Below are 15,025 nucleotides of genomic sequence, written 5' to 3' on the forward strand. Positions count from 1 at the left end.
CGGCCGTCACCAAATGCGGCGTGAAGATCGTTTGACGTGAGACCTGCGGAGCGTCGTGTACTCCGGGCGTGCGTTGACGGCGCGCCGTTCGGGCCGGCGGCGCCGCGCGGACCGGCCGAAGGCCGCATGCCGCGCGAGCGCCAGCGGACCGGTGAGGCGCGCGGGCGGCGAAGCCGCCCCTTGAGCAAGTACAGAGAAGTTCCGTCGCGTCTTATCAGGCCGCTTGATGCTGCCAGCGAATGCAAAGGAGGGAGATGAGAGTGGACGGGCTGACGGTCCAGTCATGGCGACGGTTCGGCAATGATCGGCTGTACGTCAACGATGCGTCGGGGCGGACGGTGGGCTACTTCGACCGGAAGGCGTCGAAGCTGCACGTTGACGATCCCGCGATGCAGTATGCGGTGTTGGAAGTGCTTGCGCCGTTCCTCGGCAACGAGGCTCCGGCCTTGCAACATCATGCGGCGATGCAACCGGTCGTTGCCGGCCGAGACTTGGCGGGCAATATCGCCGGCGCCGCCGTAGCACAGCAGGCAGCACGGTTGAGGCCGGCGTTGGTGCAGCGCTGGGTGGCCAAGTTGTTGGGCCAGCGGACTGCGGCGACCTCTTGGGACGTGGGCGCCCAAGGCGAGCGGATTGTGGGGCGCCGGCTTGAGCGGCTGCGCGAAGGTGGCTGGCAGGTTTTGCATTCGATTCCGCTGGTCTCGGGCGCGGACATCGATCACCTACTGATCGGGCCAGGCGGGATATTCACGGTCAACACCAAGCATCACCGCGGCGCACGGGTCACGGTGACTAGGGACTGGGTACGGGTCAACGGTCATCAGTACCCGTACATCCGGAACTCCCGTCACGAGGCTGCGGGAGCGGCGCGCCGGTTGCGCGGGGCGCTGGGGCGGCCTGTCGAGGTTCGCGGCGTGGTGGTGTTCGTCGGGGCTGGGTCGCTGAAGGTGCGGCATGCGCCGGCTGACGTGTTGGTGACCTCGGATGAGGCTGTCGCGAGCCTGATGGGGTCTCGGCCGTATGCGCTGGGCCCGGATGTCGTGCGGGGCGTGTTTCAGATGGCACGTCAGTCCCGGATGTGGAGTTCCTGAGATGGCTACTGAGGTTGATGAGGCTGCAACACGCGGTCTGGCCTGGCCAGAGCGGCGTAACGTTGCCCGGGATGGGGAGTGCTAGTGGTGCTGCACGTCGACAAGGCGGCGGAGCAGATGGTCGCACAGATCATGTGTGGCCTGCGATCCGAGCGCCTGAGCGTTGGGATTTCCCAGTGCGCTTTGGCGGAAGGTCTCCCGTTCCGGGGGAGGGCGATCTCGGAGTGGGAGACCCTGGCGATCCAGCCGACGCTGGATCACCTGATCTTGCTGGCCCACGCGCTTGACCAGCGCTTGGTTGTCCTCGGTTGGAACGGGCTGCTGCGGGTCGACGCGGTTCGTCAGCGCCCTGGCGAATCGTTGGTGGTTTTTGAGCGACGGCGGCTGGCTTGGCCGTTGAAGAGTCGCCGCCAAGCTATGGGGATGTCCCAGGGGGAACTCGGCGAGTTGGTCGGCGTCAGCCGAGACTCGATCCAGCGATGGGAGTTGGTACGCGTGCCCCCGCGGCCGATCGCGCACGTCGTGTGGGCCCAGAAGCTGGGATGCTCGATTGCCTTGCAACCGATCGACCCTGCTGGGGACGCACAGACGAAGGCGCGCCTTCGAGGTCCCGCGGTCTGGTCCAGTCAAGGGTCGGCTGGCGGAGTCTCATTTGGTGTTGTCCGTGCCGTTCGTCAGCTGGTGCCGTCGTCATGCCGCCAGGGTCCCGGGTTTCGTATCTGATCTTCCGTCACCGGGAGATGTGCTCCGCGCCTGTGAGGGCTCTCAGGCGCAGCGGTGCCGGGATCCGCTGGACTGAGCCGGCGGAACGGGTCCCGTTCCTTTCAGCTTGCGTAGGGAGCGGGGCCCGGTAGGCGGACCACACGGGCAAACAGTTCATCGAGCAAGGGAGGGCACAGTGAACAGCAAGACAGTGGGCGGGGTCGCAGCGTTGATGGTCGTCTGTGCGATGCTCGGCGCGTGTCAGTCGTCGGCAGCCGGGGGCTCGTCTGGGTCCTCGGGTGGTTCCTCATCTGGCGGGACGGCGGGCGGAACCTCCGGGGGTTCGTCGGGCGGTTCGGCTGGGGTTTCACAGCCTGCCCTGGCGAAGGCGTCGTGTACGGTCGTGCATCCGTCGATCCAGAACCTTGGTGGTCGGGTGACGGCGACGGTGGATTGGAGTTGTGACGGGCCGGCGGTGATGACGCTTCGGTTGCGGCTGGCGTTTGAGGGGAACAACGCTGCTCGTGAGGATGAGGGCGTTGAGGAGGGTAGTCCGGTGACGGTGAACCATCCTGGGGACACGCCTCCGGCCCGAGTCACGGCGCCGTGCACCACGTCGGGGTATTGGCGTGTCAACATGGTGGGGCAGATCGATGACCTGGGCTCAACGCTCGTGTTGAAGAGCGGCGTTGCCCCGTTCAACACTCCGAATTGGGTGGTGCCGGTTTATGTCGCTTGCTGATCGCCTGGCGTCGGTTCGTCTGTTGATGCAGCACTGTCCGGCCGAACATGAACTCGCTGACGGCACCGTGGTCCGCTGCTCGGAGCTGCCTCGGGCGGTTCGTGGTGTGCCGTTGCGGTTGCGCCTGCGGATGGTCGCAGCGATGTGGCAGGCCCCGATTCCCGGTGCCGGCTCGGGTGGGGTCGGCACAACGGCGTCGGTGTGGTGTCGACAGTTGCGCGGCCGTGATGGCAGCGCGCCGTGGGCGTGGGTTCATGCCCGCTAGGTTCTGATTGCCTCAGTCTTCCTCAAAGCAAGGCGCCCCCTGTACTTCTTGACGCAGGTACAGGGGGCGCCTTTTGCGCTGCCTACTCAGATGTCAGAGTCAATGCGATCTTGCTGAGGTACGTGCGTCCAGTGCGGTCGGTGGTGCCGAGGTGTTCGGCGATGGTGCGGCCGGTGACGGGCTGGCCTGTGGCGGTGAGGGTGTCGATCACGTCACGGACGCGGGCGAGTTTCGCAGGCTCATCCAGCCCCGCCCAAGCTATCTTCTCCGCCTTGCCACTCTCGATGGCGGTCGGGACGGCGAGCGCGCGGACGGCGACATGGATAGCCAAAGCCATGACGACGGGTGGGACGGCGGAGGCTGCGACGACGACGGGCCAGCTGATCGGGATGACGCCTGCTTGGTGGAGGTGTTCGACGGTGTTCCCGGCAATCGATATTCCGACCGCGGCGAAGGCTCCGGCTGCGGCCTGCCGACGGTCTTCCGGGGTCTCGGCGAGCACGAGCCACACCAAGGTGGAGATAAGGGCGTAGACGTCGATGGTGACTGGGAACAGCATGGCCCAGTAGCCGGACCATCCGGCGTCGTGTCCGAGCTGGTTGAGTTCGGCGGCGGACAGGCCGAAGGCGGCGGCGATGACTGCGGCGATACCGGCGAGCACGGTGATCTGCGCGGCGCGGACGGTAGATTGATTGCGCATCGATCTGACTCCTTGAAAGTCGTTCGGTGCTGCGCCCGGCGGTGTTGGCTCACTGTCGGGCGCTCTGCTGTTTTGGCGCGGAACCCACGGCTGCGGGCTCCGGCATGCTGCGGAAGTCTTCCGGAAGCTGGTGGAAGGCTTATAGCTGCTTCACGGGGTAGCTGAGCTGTACTGCTTCCCCGCTGGTGCGTTCGCTCTCGGCGAGTACAGGTCCGCGCTTGGCGGAGGTTACGAGGATGGTTTCCAACAGCGGCGTGATGTCTGACAGCTCCAAGGCTGTGGTTTCGTCCGGGTTGGGCATCCGGGTGCGGACGTATTCGATGGCGGAGAGCTTTCCGTGGCGTTCCGTCAGGGCTGTCAGTAGCGCGGAGCGTTCCGGAAAGTGGTCGGTGGCCAGCGGAGTGTTCGCCGTGATCGCGACCGGGAGCAGGCGACGGGTGAGGACCTTGCGGCCGGTTCCGTCTTCGATGGTCGGCAGTTCGAGGACGAACATCGGGTCGTCTTCGCTGATGCCCAACAGTTCGGCGGTGGGCGCGTCCGCGTTCTGCCGGTAGCCGTTGGGTTCCGCGGTCGGCTTGAGCAGGCGTGCCGGGCCGGTGCCGCTGCGGTCGATGGTGGCGGCAGCGCTGTTGTAGCTGCGGCGGACGTAGCTGCCTTTGCCCATGCGGACGCCGATGAGTCCTTCGGCGCGCAAGGCGATGAGGGCCTGGCGCACGGTGGGGCGGGAGACCTTGTATACCTCGGACATCACAGCTTCGGAGGGAAGGAATTCCCCAGGGGCCCATTTGCCGTGGGCGATCTCGTCGCGGACCACGTTTGCAAGCTGCCTATAAAGGGCGTCCGCCCTGATGATCTCGACCATTGCCTGCCCCTTGGCCCATGTCACGGCGTCGTCTGCGCCTCCGGCATCCTCGCCGGTCACGTTTCTATAACAGTTCTCTGAGTCTCGTAGCGCCGATACGGCGGTTACGCCCGGTTGCCATCCGCGACTACCTGCGTGTTCTTGCCGTCGGCGTACACCTGTCAGGATAGGCGATCGCTTCCACCTGTCAAACCTCCCGTGTATGGTCAAAGCATTCGAGTCACCTGTCATGACAGGTGAGGGACGATCGAGCATGAGGGGATCGACGTGCAGAACGTCAAAGTGGATCAGAGCGACATCGAGTCGTTGCGGGCGATCACCGATCCGGAACCGGTAACGGACTTCGACACCGGCGAGGTCGTGGTGAACCCCAAGACCGGGGAGCGCACCTGGCGGACGGGGATCGCGGTGCGTCAGGCGGGCCAGCGTCGGCCGAGCGTGATCGAGGTCAAGACCCGATCGACGACCAGGCCGCCCGTGTCGGACGGCGACGTGGTGAAGGTCGTCGGGCTGGTGGCGACGTTCTGGGAGCAGAACGGGCGTGCGGGCTTGGCCTTCCGCGCCGAGTCCATCGCCAAAGCCGATGAGACCACCAACACCACCGACCCGGCGACCGGTTCAGCATCGACCGCCGGCGCCGCCTCGTCGTCGGCTGCGTCAACCGGTACGGGTGCTCCGCGTACCGCGGCCAAGGGCGGTGGTTTGGCGTGAGCTGCCCAGGTGAGGCGATAGCCAGGATCAGGGAAGGCGTCGAGTCCCTGGCGAAGCTCGCGGAGTTGGCCGAGGGCGCCGACCGGGATGGCAAGCGCGTCGAGTGCAGCGGCTACCTGTTCCAGATCTGCACCGTGGGCACGGCGCTGGCGGATTTCGCGGGCCTGCGCGCTGAGGCGCTACAGGCCGGGGAGGGCTGATCGATGACATCGAACTCTGCCCTGTCGGTGGCGGTGCTGCTGGGCTTCGCCGTGCTGCTGGTCGTGCTGCCGATCGTGCGTGAGCGTTTCCCGAGGACGTGGTGGTATGCGGTGTCGTTCCCGATCCTGTGGGGGCGTATCCGGTTCACCTGGCGTCGGCTGGCGTGGGAGTGCGACCTGGCGGTGACCCGCAAGCGGGCGCACACCATGATCGGGGGGATTCTGCTCAAGGGTAAGGAACTTGATCCGGTTATCCCCCGGCTGTGGATGGGCTGGCCTCGGCCGTTCTCGGCGACGGCGCGGGCGAGGATGCTGCCGGGTCAAACCCCTGACGTATTTGTCGACGCCGCTGAGGCGATGGCGCACGCGTGGCGGGTGCATTCGGTGCGGGTGTCCTCTCCGGCCCGTGGCGAAGTCGAGTTCACGATCTCGGCCCGGGACCCGCTTGCGAACATCGCACCGCCAGGACCGCTGGCCCGGCGGAAGCATCACGGACGACCGTTGTTCGGCGTGTCTGTCACGACGGAGACTGTGGAGTCGCCGGGCGCCGTGGCGGCGGCGAGGCTGCTGCGAGTCTTCGTCGGGCTCCTGGAGGACGGGAGCTCGTGGGTGCTGGATCTGCGGCTGTTGCCGCACTGGCTGATCACGGGCGCGACGCTGTCAGGCAAGTCAACGCTGATGAACGCTGCGGTGGTGGAGCTGGCTCCGCGTCCCGTCGCCTTGGTCGGAATCGACCTGAAAGGCGGTATGGAGCTGGGCAAGTACACGGCGCGGCTCTCGGCGCTGGCCACGGATCGGCCGGCTGCGGTGCGGGTGCTGGGCTACCTGGTGGATGTGGTGTTGGAACGCACCACACAATGCCGCATCGCTGGCGTCCGCTCGATTTGGGACCTGCCAGAGGAGATCCGGCCAGTCCCGATCGTGCTCCTGGTGGATGAGCTGGCAGAGCTGTACCTGGTGGCCGGCCCCAAAGACAAGGCCGATGCGCTGGCCTGCTCGACCAACCTGGTTCGGCTGGCCCAACTCGGCGCGTCCCTCGGGGTGCATCTGCTGGTGGCTGGTCAGCGGGTCGGGTCCGAGTTGGGCTCGGGCGTGACGATGTTGCGCGCCCAGCTGGGCGGGCGCATCTGCCACCGGGTCGCCGATCCGGAAACAGCCACTATGACGCTCGGGGACAAGTTCCCGGATGCCGTGGACGCCGCACAGACCATCGGCCCGCTGGAACGCGGCGTTGCCATCACCACCACCAATGAGGGCGGTTGGATGCGGGCTCGGTCGGCGAACATCGGCGCGGAGCAGGCGCAACGCATCACCACCGACTACGCCCACCAGCGGGTGTGGCTGCCCGGTCTGAGCGACTTCACCCTGCCGGGAGCGGGCTTCGATCTTCCGCCGCGTGGTTTCGATCTGCCCGGGGGTGAGACGTCGTGACGGTCACTACGTCGGCTGCGCTGCTGTTCGGCATCGCAACCTTCCTCATGATCCGGGCACGAACCGTCAGAGTCCTGGAGACAGTCATCGCCGTGCTGTTCGGGTTCACCCTGGCCTCGTCGATGTTCGGGTCCATGATCAGCGCAGCGCTGCACTCTGTGTTCTACGCGCACTCGGCGAAGAACGGTGTGCCCCTCGCCCCTGGTTACCCCTCGGCGACGTGGACGGGTGGGCCGTGAACCGTGACTCGGACACCATCACCGCGCTGTGGCTGCTGGCGGCTATAGCCGTAGTCGCTTACCGACGACACATCGCCTACTGGCTGGGAATCGGGCTGGTCATGCTGCTGCTGACAGCCCTGCTCCTGGGCTCGCAGCACTCCTAGAGAACAGCGCCACCCTCGTTGGCGCCGGACCGAACTCGACTCGCGTCCAGCACCACCACCTCACACAACATCACTGGGACCTCACCTCGTCTCCGCGGCGCTTCAGCGAATTAGGCCAACGCCAAGACCTCAACATCCCCGCCGCATCAGTTGATCTCCGTCCCGCTTCTTCTCCCCGATCACCCCGACCCGCGCCGCCGGCCTCAACCCCGTGCGGCGCGGGTCCTGGCAAGGAGAAGCTGACGTGTCCGACCCGACGCGCATCACCGATAGCACTACACACGCCGCAACGCTCGCCAACGTCCCGTTTGAAGACCGCGGCTGGTACGAACTGCTGTCCCGCCCCGACTACCCCGCGATAGAGCAACAGATCCGCGACGTAGGGGCCTGCGAGCACCCGATATGGCTCTCCGGGCGAACACTGCTCGTCAATGTCGCGACCGGCGCCATCATCGACGCCTTCAGGTCCGATGCCACGCCGTTCGGCGCCATCCCCATCCGGTGCATGAACCGCCGCGCCACCCGTTGCGCGCCCTGCTCGCGGCTGTACGCCGGAGACGCCTTCCACCTGGTCCGTGCCGGCCTGGCAGGTGGCAAAGGAGTACCTACCGAGGTCATCGGGCACCCCCTGGTCTTCGCCACCTTCACCGCGCCCTCATTCGGGCCCGTCCATCGTCGACCGGACCCCCGCCGGCCCCGCGACCTATGCCGACCGCGGCGTGGCAGCGGCACATGCCTGCATGGCAATCCTCGTGGCTGCGCCCTGCGACACGACGAAACGGACGTGCTCATCGGGCAACCGCTTTGCAGTGCCTGCTACGACTACCCCGGCCATGTGCTGTGGAACGCTAAAGCGTCGGCACTGTGGGCCCGGATGATCGACTTCCTGTATTGGCGCTTGGCTCGCGCCGGAAGCATCAAACGCAGCCGCATTCGGCGCACTCTCCGCGTCGAATACACCCGGCTGGCCGAATACCAGGCACGCGGACTCGTCCACTTCCACGCTGCCATCCGCCTCGACGGACCCGACGACCGCAGCGACGATCCGCCAGCTTGGGCAACTGCCGAACTGCTCACAGACGCCGTGCTGGCTGCTGCACGCTCTGTCGTGCTGACCCTGCCGGAGACCAAAGCACTCGGCGCCCCTGTCCTGCGCTTCGGAACCCAGCTTGACGTCCGGCCTGTCGTCCTGGACAGCGACCTACCGCCGGAACGAGTCGCAGGCTACCTCGCCAAATACGTCACCAAAGGCACCGAGGAGGCTTCCGGCACCGATGTTCCTGTCACCCACCGGTCGCAGATCAACCCCATAGCCCGAACCCCACACGTCCGCGCCCTGATGCACACCTGCCGCACCATCGGCGCACTGCCTGGCTACGAAGAACTCGGGCTCCACCGCTGGACACACATGCTCGGCTTCGGCGGCCACGTGCTGAGCAAAACCCGCCGATACTCCACCACCCTCAGCGCCCTGCGCCAGGCACGCGCCGACCACAACTCGGCCAACCGCCTTATGCCAGACGACGACACGATCCGCGACGGACACTGGTCCTACGCCGGCCGAGGCTGGCCAACCGCAGCCATCGCCGAACAGGCCGCTGGCATCGCTGATGAGCTTGCCGAGTCCCGCGAACTCTCCCGGGAGTCAGGGCAGGCCTCGTGAACGAGGATGCCACCTTCCTCGCTGTCGCATCGGCGAGTGGCGACTTGTCTTCGAACGATGTCTGTGGCCCGAGCGGGGTCGCTGGGCAAGGTACGGAACCACCGATCGCCAAACTTGAATTGACCACGATCGAGTTAGCTGCGGCTGATGATGATGAGGCGGATTGGCGGCGGGCGCGAGAGTTGGCGCGTCAAGCTCCACGGTGGTCTGACCGTCACTGGCGTCGCGTAAATGCATCGCTGGGGTACCGAGTGTCGGATGGACGCGTCTCTGCCCGTCCCCCTGTCAAGGCTCGCTGAAAATGGCTCGGTCGGAGATCTTGTTGCGTTCAGGCCGTGAGCAGGATGCACCTGTGGAGGAGGTTGAATGTTCGCCGAGCTGATGCCCGGCTTGACCGTGCCATTCGCCTGCCGAACCAAGCCGTTGGCTCGCGTTTAGATCGTGCCATCGTTTTGCCAGAGTTCGTTGGGCTGCTTATCGCAGGACTCCAGCTCGATAGTGCCCGAGTCACCGGGTCCGGTGGCCGCGAGACACAGCCCGCTCTCCACATTCACGAAGCTGCCGCCATCGGAGGTGGCGTATCCGCGCCTCCACTGTTGGCCGCGTGCGCCATTGCACGACGCGACCACGGGCGTACCACCTTTGATGCTTTGCTCTCCCAGGCAGTATCCCCCGACCTTGTTCAGCAGCTCGAAGGTGCCATCCGACTGAGGGATGTAGTACTGCCACCCGTCCGTGTCGGCACGATCTTTGCATGGGCTGGGGTCTGTCGATGACGACACCACCCATCCGTAGCTTAGGCAACTGCCGGTGCCCATATTTTCGATCAGGTAGTGGACATGGGGGTCGATCGACGAGGTTTGGGGCGGTGTCGAGGCCGTTGTGGTGAACACCACCTTCGAGTTCGTCGAGACGATCGCGGTCGGCGACGGGCTCGGACTCGGCGATGGGCTCGGACCTGGACCCGGACTCGGGCTCGGACTCCGGCTCGGACTCGGGCTCGGCGATGGGCTCGAGCTTGAGTTCACACTCGCACCGGACGTGGGGTTGGGCGACAGGTTCGAGTTAGCCACAGCGGAGGGCTCATGCTGGATCTCGGCAACGACTATGGTCGCGATTGCCGTCACGATGACGCCGAGCAGCGCGAAAATCGCAGGGCCGAGCCATGTCCGACCTGCGTTCGTGCCGTCTCCACCACCGCGCGCCGGACTGGCGACTTCGGTGGAGCCGGACTCTTTCTTTTCTGGCGCTTGGTCAAGTGTTGTGGACTCCCCGTTTGACGGCTGGCCGGACTTAGGTGAGATCCGAGAACGGAACAGCATGTACACCACTGTCTCAGGGTTCTTCATTCGTCGCGCTGCTGCGGCGAAGTCGTTACATACTCAGCAGCAATCCCGAGATTCGGCTGTCGGCGACCTAGCGGATCTGATCGATGAACCTGCCGGACACAGCGACGAGTAGCCCCGACAGAAGACCGTCGAAGCTGCCGGTGGCCAGAACTTTGCCAGGTGCCACCGGCAAAGGACGAGCAGAGTGTGGCCTTCCGTGACGACCACAACAAGATCGCCGACAGGGCCGTTTTCAAAGAGCGCCAACACCCCGGCATGGGTGGGTGGGCTGCTGGCTGGGCGGCGCGGCTTGGTCGCCTTTAGTCCTCTGGGTCTGGGTCGCGCCAGACCGGGGTAAGACGGTCGCTGGCCTTCACTCCTCGCCTGCCTTTCGCAGGGGCACAGACCAAGACTTCGAGGGTGTTTTCCACATGGCGGCGCCGCGCGAGAAACGGTAGCCGGTCAGTATCCCAGTCGGCGCGCAGGTTCACTGGCTCGCTGGTGTGGACTGCGGTCTTGCGGAGGTGTTTGTTCCGCTCGCGGGTCAACTGGGTCTCTGTGGCGTCGTACTGGGCCAGCATCGACCAGTACCGGGCGGACGAGATTGAGGACTTGTTGGCGTTCAGGTCCGCGATGTCGGCGCGTACTTGGTCCAACTCGGCTTGCTTATCCCACTCGGTGGGCAGGTGCGTGGCCTGCCGTTTGGCGGCGTCTTCCTCGTACCGGGTGATCACTAGCTTCTTCGCCCACGCGTCGGCGGCTGGTCCGTCGACCCTGGTGCCGCCGCATCCACCGTCGTTCTTGCCCTTGCAGGCGTACCAGAAGAACCCTTCCGGCTTGCCCTGGGCGGGGGTGGCTTTCACGGCTCGCATCGGTTTTCCGCAACCTGGCTTGCCGCATCGGATCGTCCCGGTCAGCAGGTACTTGCGGGCGTTGTACCCGTCGCCACGTTTCGGCCCTGCTCCCAGAAGCTCTATAAGGGCTTCTCGCTCCTCCGGTGTGATGATGCGCTTCCACTGACCGATGACCGGGTTGCCTTCGGCGTCGTAGCAGATCTCGACCTGCTTGTTGTCCGAACCGGTTTCTTGATCGAAGTTGTGCACCTGGCGCATCCGGTACCCGCAGAGGCGCGGGTTGCGAAGCACCGAGATCAGGCTCCTCCGTTGCCACCTCTTGCCGTTCGCCGTGAGGATCCCTCGTTCGTTCCAGTCGCTGACGATCTCCCCGAGGGTGGCGCCTTTCTCGGGATCCAGGAATCGCGCGATCGCCTTCTGCAACTCAACGGATTCGATCGGGTGCAGCGTGCGCTTGTCGTCCAGCCATCCGAACGGCCGGCTCCCACCTACCGGTATCCCTGCCTGCTGAATCGCTTCGTGCTTGCGCTTCACTCGGCGGGCAGTGTCAGCAGACTGCTGGGCTTTGGTCGCCACCACGATCCGCGCCACTGTGCGGCCGTTGTCGGTGAGTAGGTCCAGCGTTCCGGAGTAGTCGATGATCGGGCGCCCGAACCGGGTAACGACGTCAATCGCGTCCTCCAAGTCCCGGTTGTCGCGAATGAGGCGATCGATGTCATAGACGATCAGCCCGTCCAGACGTTGCCCGTTCGGGTCGCGCCGCTGGCGCAGATCGTCCAACGCGCCTTCATAGACGGGCCTGATCACTCGATAGATCACCCGGCCGTCCGGAGTGATTACGCGCTGACGCTTCCACGCAGACGTGTCCGGCTCGTCGTAGGTGTGGATGTAGGTGCCACCCATCGCTTCCACCAACTGGTGGCAGTCCTTCACCTGCTCGTCCCGGTTGATGATGTCGCGTCCGGTCATCGGGCCACGGCGTGTCGAATCCGCGGCCGTCTCGCTGCTGTCCGTGTCAGGGTTCTTCTTCGGGTCTATCTCCCAGGACATGCGGACCAGTCCGGCAAGGTTCATGCCGGACAGGTCGCGCCTCATTGCCCGCTGTACCAGGTCGTCAGCCATGCGCTAAAGGTACTTCTAGGGAAGCGCTGCCCACTGCGGTTCCGGGCTTCGTCGTGCCGTCGTGCCGTCGGGTCGCGGCGCGGCGAATCAGCCGCGCAGCGCCTTGAACGCCTCGGGGTCGCTGTCGCCGAGGAACGTCGCGCAGCGCTCGGCCTCCTCGGTCTCGGCGATGCGCTCGGCGGCCAGGCCGAGGGCGTTCAGGGCGCGCAGGAAGCCGCGGTTGGGCTCGTGCGACCACGGGACCGGGCCGTGCCCCTTCCAGCCGGCGCGGCGGAGCAGGTCCAGGCCGCGGTGGTAGCCGGTGCGCGCGTAGGCGTAGGCGGTGACCGAGCCGGCGGTGGTGTCGTCGGTGGCCAGGGCGGCCTCCGCGAGCGCGGCCCACGCGGCCGGCACCGCCGGGTTCGCGGCGGCCACGTCGGCCGGGGCGGTGCCGGCGGCCAGGGCGTCGCGCACCGGGGCGTCGTCGGGGAGCAGGGTCGGCGGCGGCGAGTTGAGGAGGTCCTTGTGCATGGCTAGAGGCTACCTGCGGCTGTGGTGGTTCGGCGGGCCGTGACGGGGTCGGGCCCATTGCGAGTCGGCGTCATGGGGAGTCGGCGTCACAGAGAGTCAGGGTGCTTGGCAGTCGAAGCCTAGCAACCGGTCGACCAGTCCGTCGACGTACTCCGGAGTGAGCGGGCCCAGGCCGAACAAGACCCGGATGTACATCGGCGCCATCAGGTGGTCCAGCACGCCGAGCGCGTCGGGTGCCGGTTCGCCGCGTTCTCGGGCGCGATCGAGCATGGAGTCAAGCTGCCGGGCGCGTTCGGCGAGGAGATCGTCCCGCGCCTGTACGCCTTGTTGGCCGCTGCTCTCCAGGGCGATGGCCAGGCGCAGCAACGCCAGGCCTTCGGGCCCGGTGATCTCGCGGGCCACGGCGGCCGTGTAGGCGCGCAGATCGCCGGCCAGGCTCCCGGTGTCCGGCATCGGTGAGCGCGCGTTGAGGCGGTTCAGTGCCACGTCGGCGAGCAGCTTCTCCAGGCCGCCCCACCGGCGGTAGATGCTGCTGTCGGCCACGCCTGCGCGGGTTGCGACGTCGGCGATGGAGAACGTGCCGTAGCCGCGTTCGCTGATCAGGTCGGTGACGGCTTGGTGGACCGCCGCGCCGACGCGGGCGGCTCGGCCGCCGGGCCGTCGGGCCGGCGGCGGCTGTGCTGGCTGCGTCGACTGTCCCGGCTGCGTCGGCTGCGTCGGCTGCGTCGGCTGTGCTGGCTCTGCCGGGTGTCGCTCGTCCATACCTCCCACCTTAACGCAGTAATGACTTGCGTTTGTGGCGTGCACCTCCGTACAGTTCCCCTCGCTAACGCAGTCACTGACTGCTTTAAGGAGGGGGATCTCCATGACTGCTTTGCCAGTCACCGCATCGCCTGCGGCCGTGGGCAGCCGGCCGAACCGGACCGTCCTGCTCACGGTGACCTGCCTGGGCCAGTTCATGGTGCTGCTCGACAACACGATCGTCGGCGCGGCGCTGCCCGACATGCAGCGCCGGCTGCACACACAGCTGACCGGATTGCAGTGGATCGTGGACGCGTACGTGCTGCTGGTCGCCATGCTGCTGCTGTCCGGCGGCGTGTTCGCCGACCGGTTCGGGCGCAAGCGGGTGTACCTGACCGGCGTGGCGGTGTTCACCGTCGCGTCGGCGTTGTGCAGCCTCGCGCCTTCGGTCGGCTGGTTGATCTCCGGCCGGGTGCTGCAGGGGATCGGGGCCGCGGCGCTGAGCCCGGCCTCGCTGGCGCTGCTCGCCGCCGCCTATCCGGTGCCGCAGGAACGGGTCAAGGCGATCGGGCTGTGGGCCGGTTTCAGCGGGATCGGCTTGGCCGCGGGACCGGTGGTCGGCGGTGTGCTGATATCCGCCTTCGGCTGGCCGGCCATCTTCCTGGTCAATCTGCCGATCGGCGTGGTGCTTCTGCTGATCGGGCTGCGCAGCCTTGAAGAGTCGCGCAATCCGAGCGCTCCGGCGATCGACGTGCCGGGGACGGTGCTGTCCGTCGCGGGGGTGGGGACGATGACCTACGGGCTGATCGAGGGCGGCGCCCGCGGCTGGACGTCGCCGGTGATCCTGGGCAGCTTCGCTGCCGCAGTGCTCCTGCTCGCCGCCTTCGTCGCGGTCGAGGCGCGTCGTTCGGCGCCGATGCTGCCGCTGCGGCTGTTCCGGCGGCGGCTGTTCACCGTGTCCAACACCGCCATGGTCGTCGTGGGGTTCGCGCTGATGGGGTCGTCGTTCTTCTTCTCCCAGTTCTTCGTGGACGTCCAGGGTGCCTCGATCCTGCGCGCCGGCTTGCAGACCCTGCCGCTGACGGCGGCCATGGTGGTCGTCAGCCCGGTCGCGGGCCGGCTCGCCGTCCGGTACGGCTTCCGCATCGTGGTCACCACCGGTTTGGGACTCGCCGGCTCGGGACTGCTGGCGCTCGGCACAGTCCACGCGGCCACCGGCTACGCGAACGTCTGGTGGCGCCTGGCAATCGTCGGCATCGGCTTCGCGCTGACCATGTCTCCGCTGACCGGAGCGGCCATCCAGGCCGTCAGCCCGCGCGAAGGCGGCCTCGCCTCGGGCATCAGCAGCACCACCCGGCAGATCGGCGCGGTGCTCGGCGTGGCGGTGCTGGGAGCCGTTGTCCGCGCCCGGGAATCCGGCGGCGCTTCCTTCGAGGCCGGGCTCGACAGCGCTTTCGTTGTGGCCGGCGTCGTCACGTTGGCGACCGCTGCGCTCACCGGTCTGTGGTTGATAGGGCGGGAGCGAACCGGGTAACGGGGGCGCTGGGTCGCGGTCGGCTGATGTTCGACAGGCATCAGCCGACCGCGCCGGATCGGCTGTCGGCTACGAGTCCGCGCTCTGCAGGCTGTGGTGCGGGCTGTGCAGCGGCCACGGGGGCAGTGACGGCAATGACGGCAGCGACAGCGATGGCAGTGTCGGCAGCGGGGGCAACGGGGGC

16 protein-coding genes are annotated in these 15,025 nt (G+C 66.7%); 10 read left to right on the forward strand and 6 right to left on the reverse strand.

Annotation, left to right across the window (positions count from 1 at the left end):
* Nucleotides 1-260: 260 nt before the first annotated feature.
* Nucleotides 261-1,091, forward strand: a complete 831-nt coding sequence (locus tag GWK61_RS06765; protein ID WP_194906134.1) for a nuclease-related domain-containing protein — start codon at nucleotides 261-263, stop codon at nucleotides 1,089-1,091.
* Nucleotides 1,092-1,178: 87 nt separating this feature from the next.
* Entirely contained in the window at nucleotides 1,179-1,814 is a 636-nt protein-coding gene (locus tag GWK61_RS06770) for a helix-turn-helix transcriptional regulator (RefSeq protein WP_323747440.1), read from the forward strand.
* 1,068 nt (nucleotides 1,815-2,882) lie between these two features.
* On the opposite strand, the gene GWK61_RS06775 is transcribed toward GWK61_RS06770, so the two are convergent.
* Nucleotides 2,883-3,500, reverse strand: coding sequence for a DUF2637 domain-containing protein (locus GWK61_RS06775; RefSeq protein WP_194906136.1), 618 nt, complete (start codon nucleotides 3,498-3,500; stop codon nucleotides 2,883-2,885).
* Between the two features lie 139 nt (nucleotides 3,501-3,639).
* Nucleotides 3,640-4,422, reverse strand: coding sequence for a GntR family transcriptional regulator (locus tag GWK61_RS06780; RefSeq protein ID WP_194906137.1), 783 nt, complete (start codon nucleotides 4,420-4,422; stop codon nucleotides 3,640-3,642).
* Nucleotides 4,423-4,629: 207 nt separating this feature from the next.
* On the opposite strand from GWK61_RS06780, the gene GWK61_RS06785 reads away from it, so the two are divergent.
* From GWK61_RS06785 to GWK61_RS06810, 6 genes are all read left to right on the forward strand, one after another.
* On the forward strand, nucleotides 4,630-5,073 hold the full coding sequence (locus GWK61_RS06785; RefSeq protein WP_194906138.1) for a hypothetical protein: 444 nt from the start codon (nucleotides 4,630-4,632) through the stop codon (nucleotides 5,071-5,073).
* Nucleotides 5,070-5,273, forward strand: coding sequence for a hypothetical protein (locus tag GWK61_RS06790; protein ID WP_194906140.1), 204 nt, complete (start codon nucleotides 5,070-5,072; stop codon nucleotides 5,271-5,273). Before GWK61_RS06785 ends, GWK61_RS06790 begins: the two co-directional genes overlap by 4 nt.
* Before the next feature lie 27 nt (nucleotides 5,274-5,300).
* Entirely contained in the window at nucleotides 5,301-6,704 is a 1,404-nt protein-coding gene (locus GWK61_RS06795) for an FtsK/SpoIIIE domain-containing protein (protein ID WP_194906142.1), read from the forward strand.
* A complete protein-coding gene (locus GWK61_RS06800) occupies nucleotides 6,701-6,943 on the forward strand; it encodes a hypothetical protein (protein WP_194906144.1) in 243 nt (80 codons plus the stop codon). The genes GWK61_RS06795 and GWK61_RS06800 overlap by 4 nt, the downstream gene beginning before the upstream one ends.
* Entirely contained in the window at nucleotides 6,940-7,089 is a 150-nt protein-coding gene (locus GWK61_RS06805; protein WP_194906145.1) for a hypothetical protein, read from the forward strand. Before GWK61_RS06800 ends, GWK61_RS06805 begins: the two co-directional genes overlap by 4 nt.
* Nucleotides 7,090-7,333: 244 nt before the next feature.
* A complete protein-coding gene (locus tag GWK61_RS06810; RefSeq protein WP_228561850.1) occupies nucleotides 7,334-8,752 on the forward strand; it encodes a replication initiator in 1,419 nt (472 codons plus the stop codon).
* Nucleotides 8,753-9,186: 434 nt separating this feature from the next.
* Here GWK61_RS06810 and GWK61_RS58400 read toward each other — a convergent pair whose 3' ends face one another.
* On the reverse strand, nucleotides 9,187-9,648 hold the full coding sequence (locus GWK61_RS58400) for an RICIN domain-containing protein (protein WP_194906146.1): 462 nt from the start codon (nucleotides 9,646-9,648) through the stop codon (nucleotides 9,187-9,189).
* Here GWK61_RS58400 and GWK61_RS58405 point away from each other — a divergent pair.
* Entirely contained in the window at nucleotides 9,638-10,213 is a 576-nt protein-coding gene (locus GWK61_RS58405) for a hypothetical protein (protein WP_194906147.1), read from the forward strand. The genes GWK61_RS58400 and GWK61_RS58405 overlap by 11 nt on opposite strands.
* Nucleotides 10,214-10,400: 187 nt before the next feature.
* Here GWK61_RS58405 and GWK61_RS06825 read toward each other — a convergent pair whose 3' ends face one another.
* The 3 genes from GWK61_RS06825 to GWK61_RS06835 all read right to left on the reverse strand — a co-directional run bounded on the left by GWK61_RS06825 (nucleotide 10,401) and on the right by GWK61_RS06835 (nucleotide 13,328).
* A complete protein-coding gene (locus GWK61_RS06825; protein WP_194906148.1) occupies nucleotides 10,401-12,056 on the reverse strand; it encodes a recombinase family protein in 1,656 nt (551 codons plus the stop codon).
* Nucleotides 12,057-12,143: 87 nt separating this feature from the next.
* Nucleotides 12,144-12,566: a DUF3151 domain-containing protein gene (locus GWK61_RS06830; RefSeq protein WP_194906149.1), complete on the reverse strand. Its 423-nt coding sequence runs from the start codon at nucleotides 12,564-12,566 to the stop codon at nucleotides 12,144-12,146.
* Between the two features lie 96 nt (nucleotides 12,567-12,662).
* The gene (locus tag GWK61_RS06835; RefSeq protein ID WP_194906150.1) at nucleotides 12,663-13,328 is read right to left on the reverse strand and encodes a TetR/AcrR family transcriptional regulator; all 666 of its coding nucleotides are present in this window, start codon (nucleotides 13,326-13,328) and stop codon (nucleotides 12,663-12,665) included.
* Nucleotides 13,329-13,431: 103 nt separating this feature from the next.
* Between GWK61_RS06835 and GWK61_RS06840 the strand changes: the two genes are divergently transcribed.
* Entirely contained in the window at nucleotides 13,432-14,841 is a 1,410-nt protein-coding gene (locus GWK61_RS06840; protein WP_194906152.1) for an MFS transporter, read from the forward strand.
* Nucleotides 14,842-15,025: the final 184 nt, after the last annotated feature.

This window comes from Catenulispora rubra (assembly GCF_015356825.1).
Lineage (GTDB): Bacteria > Actinomycetota > Actinomycetes > Streptomycetales > Catenulisporaceae > Catenulispora > Catenulispora rubra.

What these genes read in the sequence shown, in the direction of transcription:
- GWK61_RS06775 (WP_194906136.1), bottom strand. Translation starts at nt 3,500, where the DNA reads ATGCGCAATCAATCTACCGTCCGCGCCGCGCAGATCACCGTGCTCGCC.
- GWK61_RS06825 (WP_194906148.1), bottom strand. Translation starts at nt 12,056, where the DNA reads ATGGCTGACGACCTGGTACAGCGGGCAATGAGGCGCGACCTGTCCGGC.
- GWK61_RS06830 (WP_194906149.1), bottom strand. Translation starts at nt 12,566, where the DNA reads ATGCACAAGGACCTCCTCAACTCGCCGCCGCCGACCCTGCTCCCCGAC.
- GWK61_RS06835 (WP_194906150.1), bottom strand. Translation starts at nt 13,328, where the DNA reads ATGGACGAGCGACACCCGGCAGAGCCAGCACAGCCGACGCAGCCGACG.
- GWK61_RS06840 (WP_194906152.1), top strand. Translation starts at nt 13,432, where the DNA reads ATGACTGCTTTGCCAGTCACCGCATCGCCTGCGGCCGTGGGCAGCCGG.